Here is a 19148-nt window from a genome sequence, read left to right on the forward strand (position 1 = left end):
TCAAGCAAGCAAGCAAGGGAAACATAAGTTATGGACATTCTAATGGATGCAGCTTATTTATGTAGATGTAAAGGAGAGAACCGAACTTGATAACTTTCAAAAACGTAGGGAAAACGTACCCTGACGGTTTTGTGGCCTTGAAGAATATTGACTTTCAAATTAATGAAGGGGAGTTAGTAGCTTTAATCGGGCCTAGTGGTTGTGGTAAGACAACAACCATGAGAATGATAAACCGTTTGATCGAGCCATCAAAAGGAACGATTCTCATTGATGGAGAAGATATTGCAAACCGAAACCCCGTTGAGCTGAGAAGGAATATTGGATATGTTATTCAGCAAATTGGTCTATTGCCTCATATGACGATAGAAGACAACATTTCACTCGTACCACGTTTAAAAGGGTGGGAAAAAGAAAAATATGATGGCAAAGTTGATGAATTGCTAGATCTAGTTGGATTAGATCCTAAAACATTCAGAACGCGATATCCTTCTGAGCTAAGCGGTGGTCAACAGCAGCGTATTGGTGTTATTCGTGCCCTTGCTGCAGAACCTCCTATTATCTTAATGGACGAACCATTCTCTGCACTTGATCCGATCAGCCGTGAACAGCTGCAAGATGAACTCGTTAAATTGCAAGATACGATCAAGAAAACAATCGTATTCGTTACGCATGATATGGATGAAGCCATTAAGATTGCTGATAAGATCGCGATTTTAAATAAAGGAGAGATCATTCAGTTTGATACACCAGAACGAATTTTGCGTCATCCGGCGAACGATTTTGTTAAAGGGTTTATCGGAGAGAACCGATTGTCTGCTGATGAATCGTCCATGCCAGAAGCAGTAGATCTTATGAGACCGAATCCGGTTACGGCTAAAGTAACGAGAGGACTTGCGGAATCATTAAAAATGATGAAGAGATATGGAGTAGACAGTCTCTTGATCACAGATCAGCAAAACAAACTTCTAGGAATCACTACACTTGATAAAATCGAACAGCATTATCCTGAAGAAGACAAGACCATCGGTGATCTGATGGAAAAAGAGATCATTACGGTCGATGTGTCCTCAACGTACACGGAGGTTGCAGAAATTTTCGCAACCCATGGTGTTCATATGATTCCTGTACTCGATAACGGAAAATTAGTTGGATTAATCACACGTGCATCCATGATGCGCGGTTTAGCTGGGTTAAATATTTCCGCACAAAAACCTGTTGAAGGAGGTGCGGGCATTGAATAACTTTTTGATCACGATTAAAGATACGTTTGTGAACAGATGGCCAGAAATTCTTACAGGACTTCAGCAGCATTTATTTTTATCTCTTGTATCAATCTTGATCGCTGCTGTGATCGCTGTTCCTCTAGGAATCTTTATTTCAAGAAGAAAAACGGTTGCCGAACCTGTTATTGGGATTACAGCCATTTTTCAAACGATACCGAGTTTGGCCTTATTCGGTTTCTTACTCCCTGTTTTCGGAATCGGAAGTACAACAGCTATCATCGCACTTACCGTATACGCACTCTTGCCTATCCTGCGCAACACATACACAGGAATTACAGGGGTAGATAAATCGGCTGTTGAAGCAGGTAAAGGTATGGGTATGACAAATACTCAAATCTTACGAATGATCGAACTGCCGTTAGCTCTGCCGATCATCATGGCTGGTCTCCGTACAGCTACTGTATTAACGATTGGTGTAGCTACACTTGCGGCATTTATTGGAGCAGGTGGTCTAGGTGATCTGATCTATCGCGGATTATCCACAACACGAAATGAGCTCGTCCTAGCAGGTGCGATTCCAGCTGCATTGCTTGCCATCGTATTTGATTTTATTCTGCGACGCATTGAGTTAGCTACTGAGCCTAAAGCTTCGAAAAAACGTGGTTCATGGAAACTGCCAGTCCTTATTGGGGTACCGATCGCTGCGCTAGTTCTTTTCTTTGCACTGCGCGGTGGCGGTGAAGAAGATGCGATCGTGATCACAGGTAAGAAGTGGACAGAGCAATATATCCTGCCTTATGTGATTTCTGAGTATGTCAAAGACAAAACAGATTATCCAGTAATCGTTAAAGAAGCGATTGGTGAGACGCCTATTCTTACGGAAGCGATTAAAAAGGGTGATATCGATCTTTATGTAGAATACACAGGAACAGGCTATTTAACGATTTTAAAAGAAAAATATGATCCGAGTATGAAGCCTGAAGAAATTTATGATGCAGTAAAAGAAGGCTATGCGAAAGAGTATAACCTGAAGTGGACAAAGCCACTCGGTTTTGAAAACACATATGCGCTAGCGTTAAATCCTGATACGGCGAAACAAGTGAATGTGAAGTCGATTTCAGAACTAGCACCGAGGTCGAACCAGCTTACTTTCGGTGGTCCAACAGAGTTCTTTGAACGTGAGGACGGCTATACGCCATTTGTGGATACGTACAATCTAAACTTTAAGGATAAGAAGAGTCTGGATGCGAACTTGATGTACTCTGCTGTAAAAGAAGGTAAGGTGGACGCGATTCCAGCTTATACAACAGATGGAAGAATCGTTCGTTTCAATTTGAAGACGCTAGAAGATGATAAGAAATTCTTCCCACCTTATTATGCAGTACCAGTTGTTAGAGAAGATACGTTGAAGAAGTATCCAAAGCTTGAAGGTGTTTTAAATGAGCTTGAAGGGAAGATCTCTGAAGAAGATATGGCAGAAATGAACGCGAAAGTGGACCTAGATAAAGAAGATCCGCGTGAAGTAGCGCAAGAATTTCTGAAAAACAAAGGATTGATTAAGTAAAGTAGGAAACTGGACTCTTTAGGGGTCCAGTTTTTTGTTTGTGGGTGGTTTGAAAGAGGGGCAGCAGGGTCAATTAAGTCTTAAGGCCAATGAATTAAGTCGAAAGTGAATCACATTAAGTCAAAACAGCAGTGAATTAAGTCTAAACCCAGACCAATTAATTCTAAAATCAAAAATAAAGGCCATTCGACATTCACCACATCCAATAGAAAGCAAAATAAAAAGCCGGCCCCTCACAATTAGGAACCGGCATCACCTTATAAAACTTTACTCAAAAACGACTTCGTACGTTCGTGCTGCGTGTTTCCAAACAATTCAGACGGAATGTTCTCTTCAACAATGTAGCCGCCATCCATAAAGAGCACGCGGTCACCAACTTCTCGCGCAAAGCCCATCTCATGCGTTACGACGACCATCGTCATCCCTTCACGCGCAAGATCTTTCATTACTTCTAAAACCTCACCGACCATCTCTGGATCGAGTGCTGAGGTAGGTTCATCAAAGAGCATGATCTTAGGGTCCATCGCGAGTGCACGTGCGATAGCAACACGCTGCTTCTGACCACCGCTAAGCTGAGAAGGATAGGCGTTTGATTTATCTTGCAAGCCTACTTTTGCGAGTAATTTTAATGCTTTGTCACGAGCTTCCTCTTTATTGGTGCTTTTCACTTTAAGAGGAGCAAGTGTTACGTTTTCTAAGACGGTTTTATGAGGGAAAAGGTTAAACTGTTGAAATACCATTCCAACATCTTCCCGAATTTTATTGATATTCGTTTTTGGATCTGTGATATCCGTTCCGTTCACGATGACTTGTCCACCAGTTATATCTTCAAGTTTATTGATACAGCGGAGAAATGTACTTTTTCCTGAGCCAGAAGGGCCGATCACACAAACAACTTCTTGTGCTTTTATTTCTGCATTGATATCCTTCAATACCTCAAGATCACCAAAGGACTTTTTTAAATTTTTTACTGTAATCATGGTCCGGCTCCTTTCACGTTAAAAACAAAATGGTGTATGTATTTTATCATAAGTTCGTTTGAATCGTTGTATTTCCTGCTTCCGATGAAATCTTTAATTACAAAACTTTCTGAAAAAAAGGATTGACCTGTGAATATTTCGTGAACTATACTCTGATTATGAAAACGATTTCATGAATTCGATTCCACAATTGTTTTAAGAGGAGAATCTGATGGCAACCATTCAAGATGTGGCGAAGAAAGCAGGATTATCCCGCACAACTGTCTCTAGGGTGATCAATGAACATCCGTATGTGACAGAAGAGAAGAAACGTCTCGTAACACAGGCGATGCAAGAACTGAATTATGTGCCCAATTCATCAGCAAGAAGATTGAGGCGGCAGCAGACAGAAACGATCGCTGTCTATGTGCCTCGGATCACGAATCCATTTTTTAGTCATCTAGTTGAAGTGATGGAGAAGGAAGCCGCGAAAAAAGGCTATCAGCTGATTTTGTGCCAGACCCGTTATAAGAAAGAGCAAGAGCGGAATTTTTTAGAGCTTTTAAAAACAAAGCAAGTAGATGGTCTGATCTTAACATCCATAGAAAACGATTGGAGTGAGTTTGAACCATACTTATCGTTCGGCCCCATCGTTGTTTGCAACGAATACTCAGACTCTGCTCAAGTACCTTCCGTCTACTTAAACCAGATAGAAGGTAGCTATCTAGGAACGAAGCACTTGATCGACCAAGGCTATACAAAGATCGGGTATTGCACGGGCAACCACAAAAGCTCCAGAGTTTCTAAAGACAGAAAGATCGGCTTCTTACAAGCGCTAGATGATGCGGGAATCATGATGAAGGAAGAGTGGTTCTTTTACAACGCCTATAGTGTGCAAGACGGCTTTGCTGCATTTAAAAAATTGAGTGAGCTGGATGATAAGCCACAAGCGGTTTTTACCGGTAGTGATGAAGTGGCAGCAGGTATCGCAAAAGCTGCGTTTGACGCTGGCTGGAGAGTACCAGATGACCTCGCTATCATAGGCTTTGATAACCAGCCTCTGGCAGCATTAATGGATCTGACGACGGTCGAACAGCCCATCGACACCATTGCTAAGCAGGCTATGAATCTGATGGTAGAAGCGATTCAGGCAAAGAAACCTTTAAGTCGAAAAGAAGTAATCCTGCCATTTCAGTTAATCCAACGATCCTCAACGTAACTTTTTGTGGTGGAATGTAATCGTTTACAAAACAGGAGATTAGGGGGAAACACAATGAAGAAGCTAAAGAAAATCTCAAAAGTGATTTCTACTTCACTAGCGTTGTCACTTGTACTTGCAGCTTGTTCGGACAAAGAAGAAGGAAGCAGCAACAGTAACAATTCCGGCGGTGATAAAGACGAAAAAGTAACGATCGTCTATGCACGTGGTAAGGATGATACACAAGGTACAACAGCAATGGTGGAAGCTTTTGAAAAGAAATACCCTAACATTAATGTTGATTTTAAAGAGATGCCTGCTGATACGGGCAAGCAGCATGACGCATATGTAACAGCGTTCAACGCCAACTCAGATGAGATCGACGTTATCGATCTAGACGTAATCTGGCCGGCTGAATTTGCACAAGCAGGATTTCTGATGCCGTTAGACCGCTTTATGGAAAAAGACGGTATCAACGCAGATGATTATAACCAAGGTGCGATCACAGCATCTAAATTTAAAGGAAAGCAATGGGCTCTTCCTAAGTTTATCGATGCAGGAATGCTTTTCTATCGCACAGACTTAGTCGATGAAGGTTCTGTTCCCAAGACGTGGGACGAGCTTCTAGCGAAAGCGAAGGAAACGAAGGGCCAAGGTGGAACACAGTTTGGTTACTTGATGCAAGCGAAGCAATACGAAGGTCTTGTATGTAACGCGGTTGAATTTATCGCATCATACGGTGGACAGATCATCGACGAAAATGGTGATGTTAAAGTTGACTCTCCAGAAGCGATCAAAGGAATCGCTAAGCTTGTAGAAGTTGCAAACTCTGATGTTGTTCCGCAAAACGTTACAACGTTTGCTGAGCCAGAGTCACATACAGCATTCATCAACGGACAAGCAGGTCTGATCCGTAACTGGCCATATCAATTCGCACTAGCAAATGATGAGAAGCAATCTAAGATCGCAGGTAAAGTTGGAGTAGCTCCACTTCCAGCAGGTGATGCAGGATCTGCTGCAGCACTTGGCGGCTGGATGGCTGGTATCAACAAAAACACGAAGCATCCTGAAGAAGCTTGGAAGTTCTTAAGCTTTATGGCTGGTAAAGAAGGACAGAAGATCGACGCGATCAAAGGTGGACACGCGCCAACGATTCTATCCCTTTATGAAGATCAAGAAATTTTAGATGCGAACCCATACTTTAAAGAAGAAGGCTTTGTAAACGCACTTGAAGCAGCAGTATCTCGTCCAGTAGCACCAAACTACCCTGAGATCTCTGACATCATTCAAGTACAAGTTTCTCAAGCTGTAGCGAAAAAAATTACACCAGAACAAGCGGCTAAAAACATGCAAAAAGAAATCTCTGAAAAACTAGTAAAGTAAGAAACGTAAATGGATAAGGGGTATGCCTTTCTCTCTGAAAGGCTCCCCTTACTTTTATAATTGGTATCGATTCCACAAAGAGTGAAATGGATGGACGTAACAGCGCCCGTCCGTCGATTGCATTCGAATAGTAAGGAGCTGACACGTTTGAAACCTGATCTAATGCCTAACAACCAAAAGCCCATAGCAGCAAAAACGAAACAAAAGGCGAAGAAAAAGAGTTCTGACCGTTCTCTAGGCTACATGCTGATCGCCCCGTCGATGATCTTGATCTTAATCATTGCCATATGGCCCGTATTTCAATCTTTTTATTACAGCATGTTTGATCTGAGACTCAACAATCCAGCAAAATCGGAAGCGTATGTATCGTATAAAGTGAATCTGCAAACCTATCTAGATAACTATCCATTCTTGATCAGTTCACTAGAAGATGAAGTAGATGAAGCAACAGGCAAAACAAAAACAGAGCTTGAAGCGATTAAAACAAATCTTGAAAAAGTAGATGCAGAATTAAAGTCTGATGGAGAATTGAGTAGCAAGTATGACGAAATAGATGAAAAGCTGACCGTGATGGAGCCGATCAGTGAAGAGCTTGCTGTATCTGATTTGGACAAAGAGGTAGCGCTCGATCTGGAGAAAGCTGTAACAGATTCTTCTGAACGTCTTAGAGAACTGAAGGGTGAACTGCAAAACCCAGAAGACGTGATCGGACTTTCAGCATCATTAAAGGATTCAGTCATCACGCCTAACTTTATCGGGTTGAAGCATTATAAAGAAAATCTAACAGATAGCCGCATGTGGAAAGCGATTCAAAATACAACTGTCTTTACGATAATCTCTGTTTTTGCAGAGCTCGTTATCGGACTCGCGATCGCACTGCTCATTAATAAAGCATTCTTTGGTAGAGGACTCGTCAGAGCAACCATCCTCATTCCATGGGCGATCCCAACTGCTGTTTCGGCGTTCATGTGGAAGTATCTATATGATGGCCAAAATGGAATCGTAGCCAAGGCTTTTGCAGAGATCGGATTGTTTGACCAAATGACGGATATGCTGACAACAAGCACGGGCGCTATGTTTGCCGTCATTTTCGCAGACGTATGGAAAACGACGCCATATATGGCACTGTTATTATTAGCGGGGCTTCAAACGATTCCAAGTTCATTGTATGAAGCAGCTGCGATTGACGGAGCGAGCAAGTGGAAACAGTTCTTAAAGATCACACTGCCTTTATTAAAGTCTAGCATCCTTGTTGCCTTGTTGTTCCGTACACTAGATGCGTTCCGTGTGTTCGACTTAATCTATGTACTCACTGGTGGAGGTCCAGCAAACTCTACGGAAACGATATCGATCCTGGCTTACAAAGTCATGTTTGCACAGACCAATTTTGGTGAAGGTTCGGCGCTGTCGGTTATCGTCTTTGTCTGTGTAGCGATCATTTCTATGATCTACATCAAGTTTCTTGGACGAGACCTTTTGAATGATAGATAAAAACGGAACAGATAAAGGAGTGAATAGGAAATGAACAAAAAAGCAGGCCCAATGTTTTACGTATTCTTAACATTGTTTGTCTTCCTTGTCATGTTTCCGTTTTTATGGGTACTGGCAAGCTCAATTAAACCGGTTGCGGAATTGTTTGGCGACCGTGCGTTCATACCGTTTACAAACAACATGACAGGTGAGAACTATGAATCTGTATTTGTTAACTATCCATTTTTAAAATATCTATGGAACAGCTTAGTCGTGTCAACGATTACTACCGTCTATGCAGTCCTTGTAGCGAGTTTTGCAGCTTATGCGATCGCACGATTAAACTTTAAAGGAAAAACAGTCATCCTTGGATTAGTGTTATCGGTTTCCATGTTTCCACAGATCGCAACGATCTCACCGATCTATATCGTTTTGAAAAATCTTGGATTAACGAACAGCTATCTAGGTTTGATCATTCCGTACACAACCTTTACGTTGCCATTATCCATCTGGCTTCTTGTAACGTTCTTCCGAAAGATCCCGTTCGATCTTGAAGAAGCAGCAAAAATGGACGGGGCATCACCAATGCAGACGTATTGGCGTGTGATTCTGCCGCTAGCGATACCAGGAATCTTCACAACAGCGATTCTTGTATTCATATCAGCATGGAACGAGTTTCTGTTCGCATTAACGATCAATACCGATGATGAGTTCAAAACCGTTCCGGTCGGAATTGCAATGTTCGAAGGCCAGTTCACGATTCCTTGGGGAGAAGTTACAGCAGCGACCGTTATCGTAACGGTGCCGCTTGTAATCATGGTTCTACTTTTCCAACGCCGAATCGTATCAGGACTAACTTCAGGTGCGGTAAAAGAATAGATTTGATCGGTAGCCCTCGCTAAAAAAGCGGGGGTTTATTGTGTCTCTACTATTGCTTTGTCTCTTAAAAAAGTCCGATGACTAGTGTAAAGAGTGAGGCATTGTGTAAACTAGTAAATAAAAAGGCGGAGGGCTAGAGTTATGAAACTAACGGTCATCGGATATTGGGGTGGTTATCCAGGAGCGGGAGAAGCCACATCGGGATATCTTCTTCAGAGCGGAGGATTCAATCTGCTCATCGATTGTGGAAGCGGCGTGCTCTCACAACTGCAAAAGTATATACAGCCAGAAAAATTAGATGCAGTCGTATTATCGCATTATCATGCGGATCATGAGGCTGATGTAGGTGTTCTTCAATACAGTCGTCTCATTCAGTCGTTTTTACAAAAAGGAATACAGACACTTCCAATCTATGGCCACGATAAGGATCAAGATGGTTTTCGCTCGCTCACGCACGGGACTACCACAAAGGGGATTCCCTATCATCCAGATGAAGTGTTGAAGGTCGGGCCTTTTACGATCACGTTTCAACTGACAAAGCATGCTGCGGTTTGCTATGCGATGCGTATAACGGATGGAAAGCATACGATCGTATATACGGCAGATACTGCGCTCATTCCTGAACTCGTTCCGTTCAGCCGATATGCGGACTTGTTAATCGCAGAATGCAACTTTTACAAAGGGATGGATGGAAGCGGCCCAGGTCACATGACATCAGAAGATTGCGGCAAGCTAGCGCAGGAGTCTGAAGCTCGTGAACTGCTCCTCACACATCTTCCTCATTTTGGTCAGTTATCACAGCTTGTCACAGAGGCAAAAGAGGTGTATAACAATAAAGTGGAGCTTGCCTCTTCCGGCTGGACGTGGGGAGCTTAAAGATAGGGACTGAAAGAGGAGAGAAATATGCTTTTTATTGATAATGAAAATATTACAGACCCAAGAGTGAATCTAGCTATAGAAGAGTTCGCTTTAAAACATTTAGACATCAATGAAACGTATTTGCTTTTTTATATAAATGAACCATCGATTATCATCGGTAAGAACCAGAATACCGTTGAAGAGATCAACGCGGACTATGTTCGTGATGAAGGCATTCATGTGGTTCGTCGTTTATCAGGTGGCGGTGCCGTGTATCATGACCTCGGAAACTTAAACTTCAGCTTTATTACAAAAGATGACGGGAATTCGTTTCATGATTTCAAGAAGTTTACCGACCCTGTTGTAAAAGCACTTAATAAACTTGGTGTGAACGCTGAATTAAGCGGACGAAACGACATTTTGGCAGACGGAAAGAAGATTTCCGGCAACGCTCAGTTTTCTACGAAAGGCCGTATGTTTAGCCACGGCACTTTGCTTTTTGATTCTGAGATCGAAAATGTAGTCTCTGCTCTAAATGTACGTATGGACAAGATCGAGTCAAAAGGAATCAAGTCCATCCGCAGCCGAGTAACAAATATCCGTGAGCACTTGGATGAAGATATGACGATGGAAGAGTTCAAACAGACGCTATTAACATATCTGTTTGAAGAATTCGATTCTATTCCAAAGTATGAACTGACGGAAAGCGATTGGGAAGAAATCCGCAAGATCTCAAGAGAACGGTATGCCAACTGGGATTGGAACTACGGCAAGTCACCGAAGTTCAATGTAGAACTTTCGAACCGATTTGCTGCAGGCTCCGTAGATATCCGTCTTCATATCGTAAAAGGAATTATTCAAGAAAGTAAGATCTTTGGGGATTTCTTTGGTGTAGGTGACGTATCAGATATTGAAAACAAGCTGAACGGTGTTCGTTATGACCGTGAGGCGATCGAGGAAGTGCTTGGAGACCTTGATTTGAGCCATTACTTCGGGAATGTAACGCGTCAGGAGTTCTTGGATCTTCTTTATTAATTAAAAGAGTGTGTAGAAGCTGATTAAGTAAAGGGCTTGAGTTTGTCCTTTGTATGATCAGCTTCTTTTTTGTTGTTTCTTAAACTAAAACCTTGTGAGTGGCGTTGTAGCTGGCGAGTGTGTGGGGCTTGTTGTTGGAGGTTGAGGGTATATGGTGGGGTGGAGCTTGTCGATTTTTGTAGACTCGCCGATATATGAGGAAAATTCGCCGGATTATAGCCAAAACTCGCCGGAATAAGTCCAAAATTTCTTGAATTACTTTTGAAATTTCTCGAATCCACCTTCGATATACCCGGGTTGGTATAAAGGGGAACTCGTCTAAGAGCTGATTTTCTAATGAGATACATAGTGTTAGGTGAAAAAAATTGTTTCTTGATCAAACAGTGCTTTGTTACAACAAATAAGAGTACTTAGTACAACAGAAGTTCAAACAAAACCATCTTATTCTTACTTGGATACAAAAAACGTATCCCATTCAGGAAATGATGTGCTGGCACCACAGGCACAAGTGCAACATCCGTTTGTAAACTACACAAACGGTGTTTTCTATGTCAGGGCTTAACGGTCATTTCAGCTTTGTATTTTATCCGGCTTCAACAGCCAGACACTCGAGGTCACTTTACACTTTTCTTGTGACACAAAGAGCGTGTCTTCAGAAAAGAGTAAAGTGCTGTTCGTGTCTAAACGGCTGTTTCAGCACTCAAAATCAGTCCAGCTTCAATGACCAGCCCCTCGAGGTCACATTCTTTCCTGACTAGGATACAAAAAACGTATCCCATTCAGGAAATGATGTGCTGTTCGGGGCTTAACGGTCATTTCAGCTTTGTATTTTCATTTGACAGAAAATTATTATAAATGATAAGCTGAAACCAAATACATCACACAATAATTAGATAACGGTACAAAAACGTCATATTTTTTTAATCTCAATTGTAATCGCTTACATATTATAAAGGGAGATGAAAGAATGATCCTCCATCCACAAGTGGAATGTATGAGTCGTGATGAAAAAGAAGAGCTGCAGCTTCATCGGTTAAAGCAGACGGTAAACAACGTATATGAGAATGTCTCTTTTTACAAAAATGCATTTGACGAAAAAGGAATTAATCCCTCTTCAATTGATACATTAGACGATCTTCAAAAACTTCCTTTTACCGTAAAAAAAGACCTTCGCGATCATTATCCATTTGGACTTTTCGCAGTTCCAAACGATCACCTTGTCCGACTGCATGCCTCTTCTGGAACGAGCGGAAAACCGACAGTAGTTGGCTATACAGAAGGTGATATTGACAGGTGGAGCAACATGGTTGCGCGTTCTATCGCCATTGCAGGTGGAGAACCAGGTCATGTCCTTCATAATGCATATGGCTATGGCCTTTTTACAGGGGGGCTCGGACTTCATAACGGATCAGAGCGACTTGGCATGATTACGGTTCCTGTATCGGGCGGTAATACAGAACGCCAGATCCTTTTAATCGAAGACTTTAAACCACAGGTGATATGCGGAACTCCTTCTTATATCCTAACCATTGCTGAAAAGATGGAGGAGCTAGGAAAAGATCCGAAAGCGACTTCAATAGAATACGGAATATTTGGAGCAGAGCCGTGGTCTGAAGAGATGCGATCAACGCTCGAAGAAAAATTAAATATCAAAGCGATGGATATTTATGGATTGAGTGAAGTGATGGGGCCCGGGGTTGCGATGGAATGCCATGAAGCCCAGGATGGCCTTCATATTATGGATGACCATTTTTTAGCTGAAATTATTAATCCTGATACGCTCGAACCAATGCCAGATGGTCAGTATGGAGAGCTTGTGTTTACGAGTTTAACAAAGGAAGCTTTTCCGATCATCCGATATCGGACAGGAGATATTGCTTCCATTAATCGAGTACCTTGCAGTTGTGGAAGGACTTCCATACGAATGAGCCGTGTTAAGGGACGGATCGATGACATGATTATCGTCCGTGGAGTTAACGTGTTTCCGTCTGAGATTGAGAATTGTCTTCTTTCGATAGAGGATATCGTTCCTCACTATCAAGTTCATATTTTAACAGAAGGCTTAAAAGAACATATCGAACTTCATGTTGAGATGACGGAACAACTTTATGCTGTAACAAACGGAGACGAAAATCATGAGGCGACGCACCTATTAAAGAAGACGATCACAAAGAAAGTTAAAGACACATGCCTTGTATCCATGAATATTAAAGTGTATCCACCAAAAGGGATTCCGCGTTCTGAAGGGAAGGCAATCCGTGTGGTCAGACGGGTACAGAAAAAAATGGGCGTATAATTACTTTTCAATTGTATGACGTTAATTTATAATTACGGTAAATAAACGTAATATAACAGGAGGGAAACAACATGACAGTTGGTATGAGTTTTAATCAGCTTAGTGAAGAAGAGAAGATGACTCATTTTCTTGATCGGATCAACGCTGGTGAAAAGATTGAACCGGATGACTGGATGCCGGAAGATTATCGCCTGCAGCTGATTCGTTTGATTTCTATGCATGGCATTTCGGAAATTATGGGAGCGCTTCCAGAAAAAGAGTGGGTACCTAAAGCGCCTTCTCTTCACCGCAAACTTGCGATCATGGCTAAAGTTCAGGATGAGATGGGACATGGACAGCTTTTGCTTCGTGTGGCAGAAGATTTGATGGCACCTCTTGGCAAGAACCGCCACGACATCATGGAAGATCTTTTTTCAGGCAAATTAAAATTTCATAACGTGTTTCATATGGATGCTCCAACATGGGGCGATGCGGGAATCATCGCGTGGCTTGTGGATGGAGCGGCAATCATCTCTCAGAGCATGATGCTTGATTCTTCTTATGGTCCATACGCTAGAGCCTTAAAGCGTATCTGTGCAGAGGAAGTCTTCCACGCACAGCATGGCGAGAGCATCATTTTAGCGATGGCAGAAGGAACGCCGGAACAGCGTGAAATGCTTCAGGATTCATTAAACCGCTGGTGGGAATCACTGATCATGTTCTTCGGACCAAAGTCAGCAAAAGAAACCGGAAATTCAAACGCTGATAAGAACATCATGTACAAAATCCGTACAAAAACAAACGAGGACCTTAGACAAGAGTTCTTCACTAAATATATTCCGCGTATTTGGTCGCTTGGATTAACGATTCCAGACGATACGATCCGATTTGATGAAGACAGCCAGATGTGGATCTATAAGGACGCTGACTGGAGCAAGTTCAAACAAATCGTTTCAGGTAACGGACCACAATCACAGAATCGTTTAGATTTGCGTCGCCGCTCATACAAAAATAACGAGTGGGTACGAACGGCGCTCGCTGCTAAAAAGGCGATCTAACAGCGGAAAGGAGAGAAACAAAGGTGAACGAATCAACAAACGAATTTTATAATGTATATGAAGTATTCAGCAAAAAAACAGACAAATCTCCGTTTCAGCATAGCTTCAGCCTTTTAGCACCAAACGCGGATATGGCGCTCATCATGGCAAAAGAGAACTTTTTCAGAAGAGAAACGGTCGCTGACATCTGGGTTGTTAAGAGAGAGAACATCAGAGGGCTTAACCAAGACGAAAGAGAGATGCTAAAACGTCTTGATAAACAATATAGAGAAACAAAAGGATACGGATATCTAAAGAAGAAGTGGCGCGACTATAATCAGGAGCAGTTTACCGAACAGCACATCCTTGGCGGAAGGGGAGACAATTCATGACACAAGAAACGTTAAAACCACAAGAAAAGAAAGCATTGATCGAGCTTCTCTATCAGCTTGCAGACGATGATTTTCTTCTTGCCTTTCGCGGATCGGAGTGGCTTGGTCTAGCACCGCATATTGAAGAGGATGTTGCATTCTCATCCATCTCACAAGACATGATGGGGCACGCAAACCTGTATTATAACTTGCTAGAGAACATTGGAGAAGGCGAAGCTGACAGAATCGCTCACTTACGATCGCCTAATCAGTTTCGAAATGCGATCATCCTAGAAGAAGTGAACGGACCTGGAACATACTTAAAAGAACCAGATTATGACTGGGCATTCACTGTTGTACGGAACTACTTTTACGCTGTACACAAACATATACGTCTAGATTCACTACGCCACTCATCCTATGAACCTTTGGCAGAAGCAGCACGCAAAATCATGACAGAGCAGTATTACCACCTGATGCACTGGGAGATTTGGTTCAAGCAGCTCATGACCAGTACAGATGAAGCGATCCTGCGAATGACAGCAGCTATCCAAAAGGTTTGGAAAGACTTTGGCGGAGTTCTTACGCTCGGACCGTACTATGAAGATATCGTAAAGGCGAACTTGATCGATGATGAGAACGTTATGAAGAAGAGATGGAACAACAAGATTGAAGCTGTCTTAAAAGAAGTAGGTGCTTCTTATCCCGGTGAACCTCGCATGGAAAGAGGCAACGGCCGAAACGGCGTGCACACGGAAGACTTGAAGCAAGCAACTGCAACACTGTCTGAAGTTTATGCAACAAATCCTGCAACTGGCTGGTAAGACGATTTAGAAAGGAGATGAACCACGTGTCCGAATTAAAGAGCAGCATGATTGATAGTGTGATGGACGCGCTTGGGGATGTAAAAGATCCTGAAATCGCCTCTGTCAGCATATTGGATCTCGGGATGGTGCATGAAGTGGACGTGACAGATGATAAGGTAAGAATTTCTGTTCTACCTACGTTCTCTGGCTGCCCAGCTCTGCACATCATCGAACGAGATATAAAAAAAGCGATTGAAAATGTAGAAGGAATTACTTCAGCAGAAGTGAAATTTGTATTTACACCATCGTGGACAACAGACCGCATTACACCAGAGGGGCGAGAGAGTTTAAAAGAGTTCGGCATCTCGCCTCCACCAGCGAACCATGTCATGGGTGAGCCTTGGGAGATCGATTGTCCGTATTGTGGATCAACATACGTAACGATGGAAAACATCTTTGGACCTACAGCCTGCAGAAGTATCCTATATTGCAAGTCGTGCAAGAACCCGTTTGAAGCGATGAAACCTGTTGCTGACATGGGGTAAGACAAATAATGAGTTTGAAAATAGGGAGGCAACACACATGGTAAAACTAATCGCACTTTACAAAACACCGGAAAACTTGGAGCAGTTCGATGACCACTATTTTGGACAACATACTGAGATCACGAAAAAAATTCCTGGACTTCGCAAAATGGAAGTAACGAAAATCGTAGGTTCGCCGATGGGGAAAAGCGATTATCACATTCTTTGTGAAATGTACTATGACGATCACGATGCGTTGAAAGCGGCGATGAAGTCTGATGAAGGTAAAGCTTCTGGAAAAGACTTGATGAGCTTTGCTGCTGAACTTGTAACGCTCATGATCGGTGAGGAAATCAATGAGTAATTACGAAACAATTCTAACCTCTGTTGAAGATGGGATAGCCTCTATTCAATTAAACAGGCCGCGCGTGTTAAACGCGATCAACAGGCCGATGGTTACGGAACTATTAGAAGCTTTTGAAAGCTTCGACCGTAATGATGAGGTAAAAGCAATTGTTTTAACAGGCAGTGAGCGTGCATTTGCCGCCGGTGCCGACATTGATGAGATGAAAGAAGATACAGCGGTCTCGCTTGAACTATTAAACCAGTTTAAAGAATGGGATCGTCTCGCAACGATCAAAAAGCCGATCATCGGTGCCGTCAACGGTTACTGTTTCGGAGGAGGTTTTGAACTAGCGTTATGCGCAGACATCCTCTTCGCGGCAGAAAACGCACAGTTCGGATTTCCTGAGATCAAACTTGGTGTGATGCCAGGTGCTGGTGGGACGGTAAAACTAACAAAACTGATGGGTCAGAAAAAAGCGCTTGAGTGGCTATGGCTCGGTGATCCGATGACAGCAAATGAAGCTCTTCAATACGGAGTGATCAACCGTGTCATCGCACCTGAACTTGTCGTGGACGAGGCGAAAAAGTATGCGAAAATTGTCGCATCCAGAGCGCCATTATCTACTCGTTTAATAAAAGAGACCGTTTATAAGTCTATTGATTATTCCACACACGAAGGCATGCAGTTCGAACGTAAAAACTTTTATCTATTATTCTCGTCTCAGGATCAAAAAGAAGGCATGAAGGCTTTCGTTGAAAAGCGTCCAGCCGAATTTAAAGGGAAGTAGAGGGGGTATGAACATGTTTGAAACGATCAGCTACGAAACAAGAGGGAAAACGGCTTGGATTACTTTAAATCGTCCGGATAAACTCAATGCATTCACTTCACTCATGCATAAGGAAATGGTTTCAGCGATAAAAGAAGCTAACAAAGATAGCAATGTGAGAGCCGTTGTTATAACGGGCGCTGGGCGTGCATTCTGTTCAGGTCAAGACTTAACAGGTTCACCAGAGGGCACTGATTATGGCGATGTTCTGCGAAAAGGATACAATCCGATGGTGCAAGCACTAGTTGCCATGGAGAAGCCTGTAATCGCAGCCGTGAACGGTGTTGCAGCTGGTGCAGGAATGAGTCTCGCTCTAGCTTGTGACTTCCGTATCGCAAGTGAGAAAGCGAGTTTCATAGAAGCGTTCATTCATGTGGGTCTCGTACCTGACTCGGGCAATCTGTACTTCTTGCCGCGTTTAGTAGGACACGCAAAAGCGATGGAGCTAGCTGTGTTAGGCGAGAAGATTACCGCTCAACAAGCGAAAGAGTTTGGTCTCGTTACTAAAACGGTAAGTGAAGAAGAGTTCATGCTTGAAGTGGAAACGTTCGCTGAGAAACTAGCAAACATGCCAACAAAAGCAATCGGCCTCATCAAACGCTATATGAATAAAAGCTGGGAAAGCGATTTGAACGAAGTGTTGGAATATGAAGCACAAGCGCAAAAAATTGCTGGAGAGTCAGCGGATCATCAAGAAGGTTTGCATGCATTTATAGAAAAGAGAAAACCAGCATTCACAGGAAAATAGACATCTAGACCAAAAGGAGTGGAGAACATGAGTACAAAGACAGAAGTAAAAGCGGTAAAACGTGATGTATACGAAATGGTTATTGGCGGACAAAGTGTTAGTGGATCTGAGGGAGAATACTTTATTACATATAACCCAGCAACAGGTGAAGCGTTAGCGAAAGTAGCAAAAGCAACAAAAGCGGATGTTGATCGTGCTGTTGAGGCGGCAAGAACAGCTTTTGAAACAGGAAAATGGAAGCGTTCTCCTGTAAACAAGCGTTCTCGCACGATGAACAAGATCGCTAGTATCATGCGTTCTCGTTATAACGAACTTGTTGAGCTTGAAATTTTAAACAGCGGAAAATCATTAAGCGCTGCACAAGGTCAAGTCATGCAAGCGATCGAAGATTTTGAGTTCTACGCAGGTGCGATTGTCAGCCACCGCGGTGCTGTGAACCCTTTGCCAGGACCATTCATGAACTACACGTTAAAAGAACCTCTAGGAGTATGCGCACAGATTATTCCTTGGAACTATCCGATGATGATGGCAGCGTGGAAGATCGCACCTGCAATCGCAACAGGTTGCTCAGTTATCTTAAAGCCTGCTAGCTTAACGCCACTCACAGCGATCGTAATGACGGAGATCTGCCACGAAGGGGGTGTTCCAGAAGGTGTTGTAAACATCATTACAGGTGACGGAGCTACAGTAGGTTCATACCTTGCTGAACATGAAGGTGTTGATAAAGTAGCGTTCACTGGTGAAACAGGAACAGGAAAAGACATCATGGCAAAAGCATCTCAAACGTTAAAACGTGTGACACTTGAACTTGGCGGGAAATCTCCTAACTTAGTTTTTGCGGATACAGATATTGATGCGGCAGTCGACGGCTCATTATTTGGTATTTTCTACAATACAGGTCAATCCTGTGAAGCACGTTCTCGTCTTTATATCGAGGAAAGTGTATATGATGCGTTCATGGAGAAGTTCGTTGAAAAAGCGAAAAAACTTGTACTTGGTAATCCGCTCGATCAAGGTACCCATGTTGGGGCGATTATTTCAGAGCGTCAGTTGGAAGTGATCGATGGCTACGTCAAATCTGCTGAAGAAGAAGGAGCAACCATCCTTTTAGGCGGTGGACGTGCGAAAGTGGATGGCTTTGAAAACGGTCACTGGTATCTTCCAACGATCATCACAGATGTAAATGAAGAAATGAAAGTAGTCAAAGAAGAAATCTTCGGACCGGTTGTCGTTGTATCAACGTTTAAGGACGAAAAAGAGGCTGTGAAACTAGCAAACAACACAGACTTTGGTTTAGCTGCAGCGATCTGGACGAAAGATCACGCAAAAGCAACGCGAGTAGCAGGCATGATTCAAGCTGGAACGATCATGATCAACTCACCGTTCTCAGCATTCCCAGGAACACCGTTCGGCGGCTACAAGCAATCAGGTTTCGGCCGAGAGCTATGCATTGAGACACTTGATCTTTACTCAGAAACAAAGAGCGTCGTGTCCTACACAGGATCACGTCCGTTGAATCCTTTTAATCTGTAAAAACAAAATAACTGTTTATTTAAGCTTTGTTGCTTGTGGGAGAGTTGATTTCCGTTTCAGATGCTCGCTTTCCGCGGGGCAGGCGGTGAGCCACATTTGAAGCGTTTCACTCT

Annotated in this window: 18 protein-coding genes; 17 read left to right on the forward strand and 1 reads right to left on the reverse strand. The window is 42.8% G+C overall.

The window, feature by feature from the left end:
* The first annotated feature begins 86 nt into the window (after positions 1–86).
* Together H9648_RS15885 and H9648_RS15890 are read left to right on the forward strand one after the other, a co-directional pair.
* A complete protein-coding gene (locus H9648_RS15885) occupies positions 87–1241 on the forward strand; it encodes an ABC transporter ATP-binding protein (protein ID WP_191754797.1) in 1155 nt (384 codons plus the stop codon).
* On the forward strand, positions 1225–2787 hold the full coding sequence (locus H9648_RS15890; protein WP_404825758.1) for a glycine betaine ABC transporter substrate-binding protein: 1563 nt from the start codon (positions 1225–1227) through the stop codon (positions 2785–2787). Before H9648_RS15885 ends, H9648_RS15890 begins: the two co-directional genes overlap by 17 nt.
* Before the next feature lie 257 nt (positions 2788–3044).
* Here the strand turns inward: H9648_RS15890 and H9648_RS15895 are convergent, their stop codons facing one another.
* Positions 3045–3767, reverse strand: a complete 723-nt coding sequence (locus H9648_RS15895) for an amino acid ABC transporter ATP-binding protein (protein ID WP_191754798.1) — start codon at positions 3765–3767, stop codon at positions 3045–3047.
* A 211-nt stretch (positions 3768–3978) separates the two neighbouring features.
* Here H9648_RS15895 and H9648_RS15900 point away from each other — a divergent pair, with 211 nt between their 5' ends.
* From H9648_RS15900 to H9648_RS15970, 15 genes are all read left to right on the forward strand, one after another.
* Positions 3979–4965 (forward strand): LacI family DNA-binding transcriptional regulator, encoded by a 987-nt coding sequence (locus H9648_RS15900; protein WP_191754799.1) that lies wholly within the window; start codon positions 3979–3981, stop codon positions 4963–4965.
* A 54-nt stretch (positions 4966–5019) separates the two neighbouring features.
* A complete protein-coding gene (locus H9648_RS15905) occupies positions 5020–6327 on the forward strand; it encodes an ABC transporter substrate-binding protein (RefSeq protein WP_191754800.1) in 1308 nt (435 codons plus the stop codon).
* 162 nt (positions 6328–6489) lie between these two features.
* Complete coding sequence (locus tag H9648_RS15910; protein WP_191754837.1) at positions 6490–7818, forward strand: ABC transporter permease subunit; 1329 nt, start codon at positions 6490–6492, stop codon at positions 7816–7818.
* Between the two features lie 30 nt (positions 7819–7848).
* On the forward strand, positions 7849–8676 hold the full coding sequence (locus H9648_RS15915; RefSeq protein ID WP_066391426.1) for a carbohydrate ABC transporter permease: 828 nt from the start codon (positions 7849–7851) through the stop codon (positions 8674–8676).
* A 141-nt stretch (positions 8677–8817) separates the two neighbouring features.
* Positions 8818–9552 carry an MBL fold metallo-hydrolase gene (locus H9648_RS15920; RefSeq protein ID WP_191754801.1) on the forward strand — a complete coding sequence of 245 codons (735 nt, stop codon included), beginning with the start codon at positions 8818–8820 and terminating at the stop codon, positions 9550–9552.
* A gap of 27 nt (positions 9553–9579) precedes the next feature.
* Positions 9580–10569, forward strand: coding sequence for a lipoate--protein ligase (gene lplA, locus H9648_RS15925; protein WP_191754802.1), 990 nt, complete (start codon positions 9580–9582; stop codon positions 10567–10569).
* A 967-nt stretch (positions 10570–11536) separates the two neighbouring features.
* The gene (locus tag H9648_RS15930; RefSeq protein ID WP_191754803.1) at positions 11537–12865 is read left to right on the forward strand and encodes a phenylacetate--CoA ligase family protein; all 1329 of its coding nucleotides are present in this window, start codon (positions 11537–11539) and stop codon (positions 12863–12865) included.
* 71 nt (positions 12866–12936) lie between these two features.
* Positions 12937–13902, forward strand: coding sequence for a 1,2-phenylacetyl-CoA epoxidase subunit PaaA (gene paaA, locus H9648_RS15935; RefSeq protein ID WP_191754804.1), 966 nt, complete (start codon positions 12937–12939; stop codon positions 13900–13902).
* 23 nt (positions 13903–13925) lie between these two features.
* Complete coding sequence (paaB, locus tag H9648_RS15940) at positions 13926–14273, forward strand: 1,2-phenylacetyl-CoA epoxidase subunit PaaB (protein WP_066391438.1); 348 nt, start codon at positions 13926–13928, stop codon at positions 14271–14273.
* Positions 14270–15076 (forward strand): 1,2-phenylacetyl-CoA epoxidase subunit PaaC, encoded by an 807-nt coding sequence (gene paaC / locus H9648_RS15945; RefSeq protein ID WP_191754805.1) that lies wholly within the window; start codon positions 14270–14272, stop codon positions 15074–15076. The genes paaB and paaC overlap by 4 nt, the downstream gene beginning before the upstream one ends.
* 26 nt (positions 15077–15102) lie before the next feature.
* Positions 15103–15603 carry a 1,2-phenylacetyl-CoA epoxidase subunit PaaD gene (gene paaD, locus H9648_RS15950; RefSeq protein WP_404825759.1) on the forward strand — a complete coding sequence of 167 codons (501 nt, stop codon included), beginning with the start codon at positions 15103–15105 and terminating at the stop codon, positions 15601–15603.
* 37 nt (positions 15604–15640) lie between these two features.
* A complete protein-coding gene (locus H9648_RS15955; RefSeq protein WP_191754807.1) occupies positions 15641–15946 on the forward strand; it encodes an EthD family reductase in 306 nt (101 codons plus the stop codon).
* Complete coding sequence (locus H9648_RS15960; protein ID WP_191754808.1) at positions 15939–16715, forward strand: enoyl-CoA hydratase/isomerase family protein; 777 nt, start codon at positions 15939–15941, stop codon at positions 16713–16715. The genes H9648_RS15955 and H9648_RS15960 overlap by 8 nt, the downstream gene beginning before the upstream one ends.
* Positions 16716–16728: 13 nt before the next feature.
* Positions 16729–17502, forward strand: a complete 774-nt coding sequence (locus H9648_RS15965; protein WP_191754809.1) for an enoyl-CoA hydratase-related protein — start codon at positions 16729–16731, stop codon at positions 17500–17502.
* Between the two features lie 27 nt (positions 17503–17529).
* The gene (locus H9648_RS15970; RefSeq protein ID WP_191754810.1) at positions 17530–19035 is read left to right on the forward strand and encodes an aldehyde dehydrogenase family protein; all 1506 of its coding nucleotides are present in this window, start codon (positions 17530–17532) and stop codon (positions 19033–19035) included.
* Positions 19036–19148: the final 113 nt, after the last annotated feature.

The sequence above is a fragment of the Fictibacillus norfolkensis genome (genome assembly GCF_014836645.1).
Lineage (GTDB): Bacteria > Bacillota > Bacilli > Bacillales > Fictibacillaceae > Fictibacillus > Fictibacillus norfolkensis.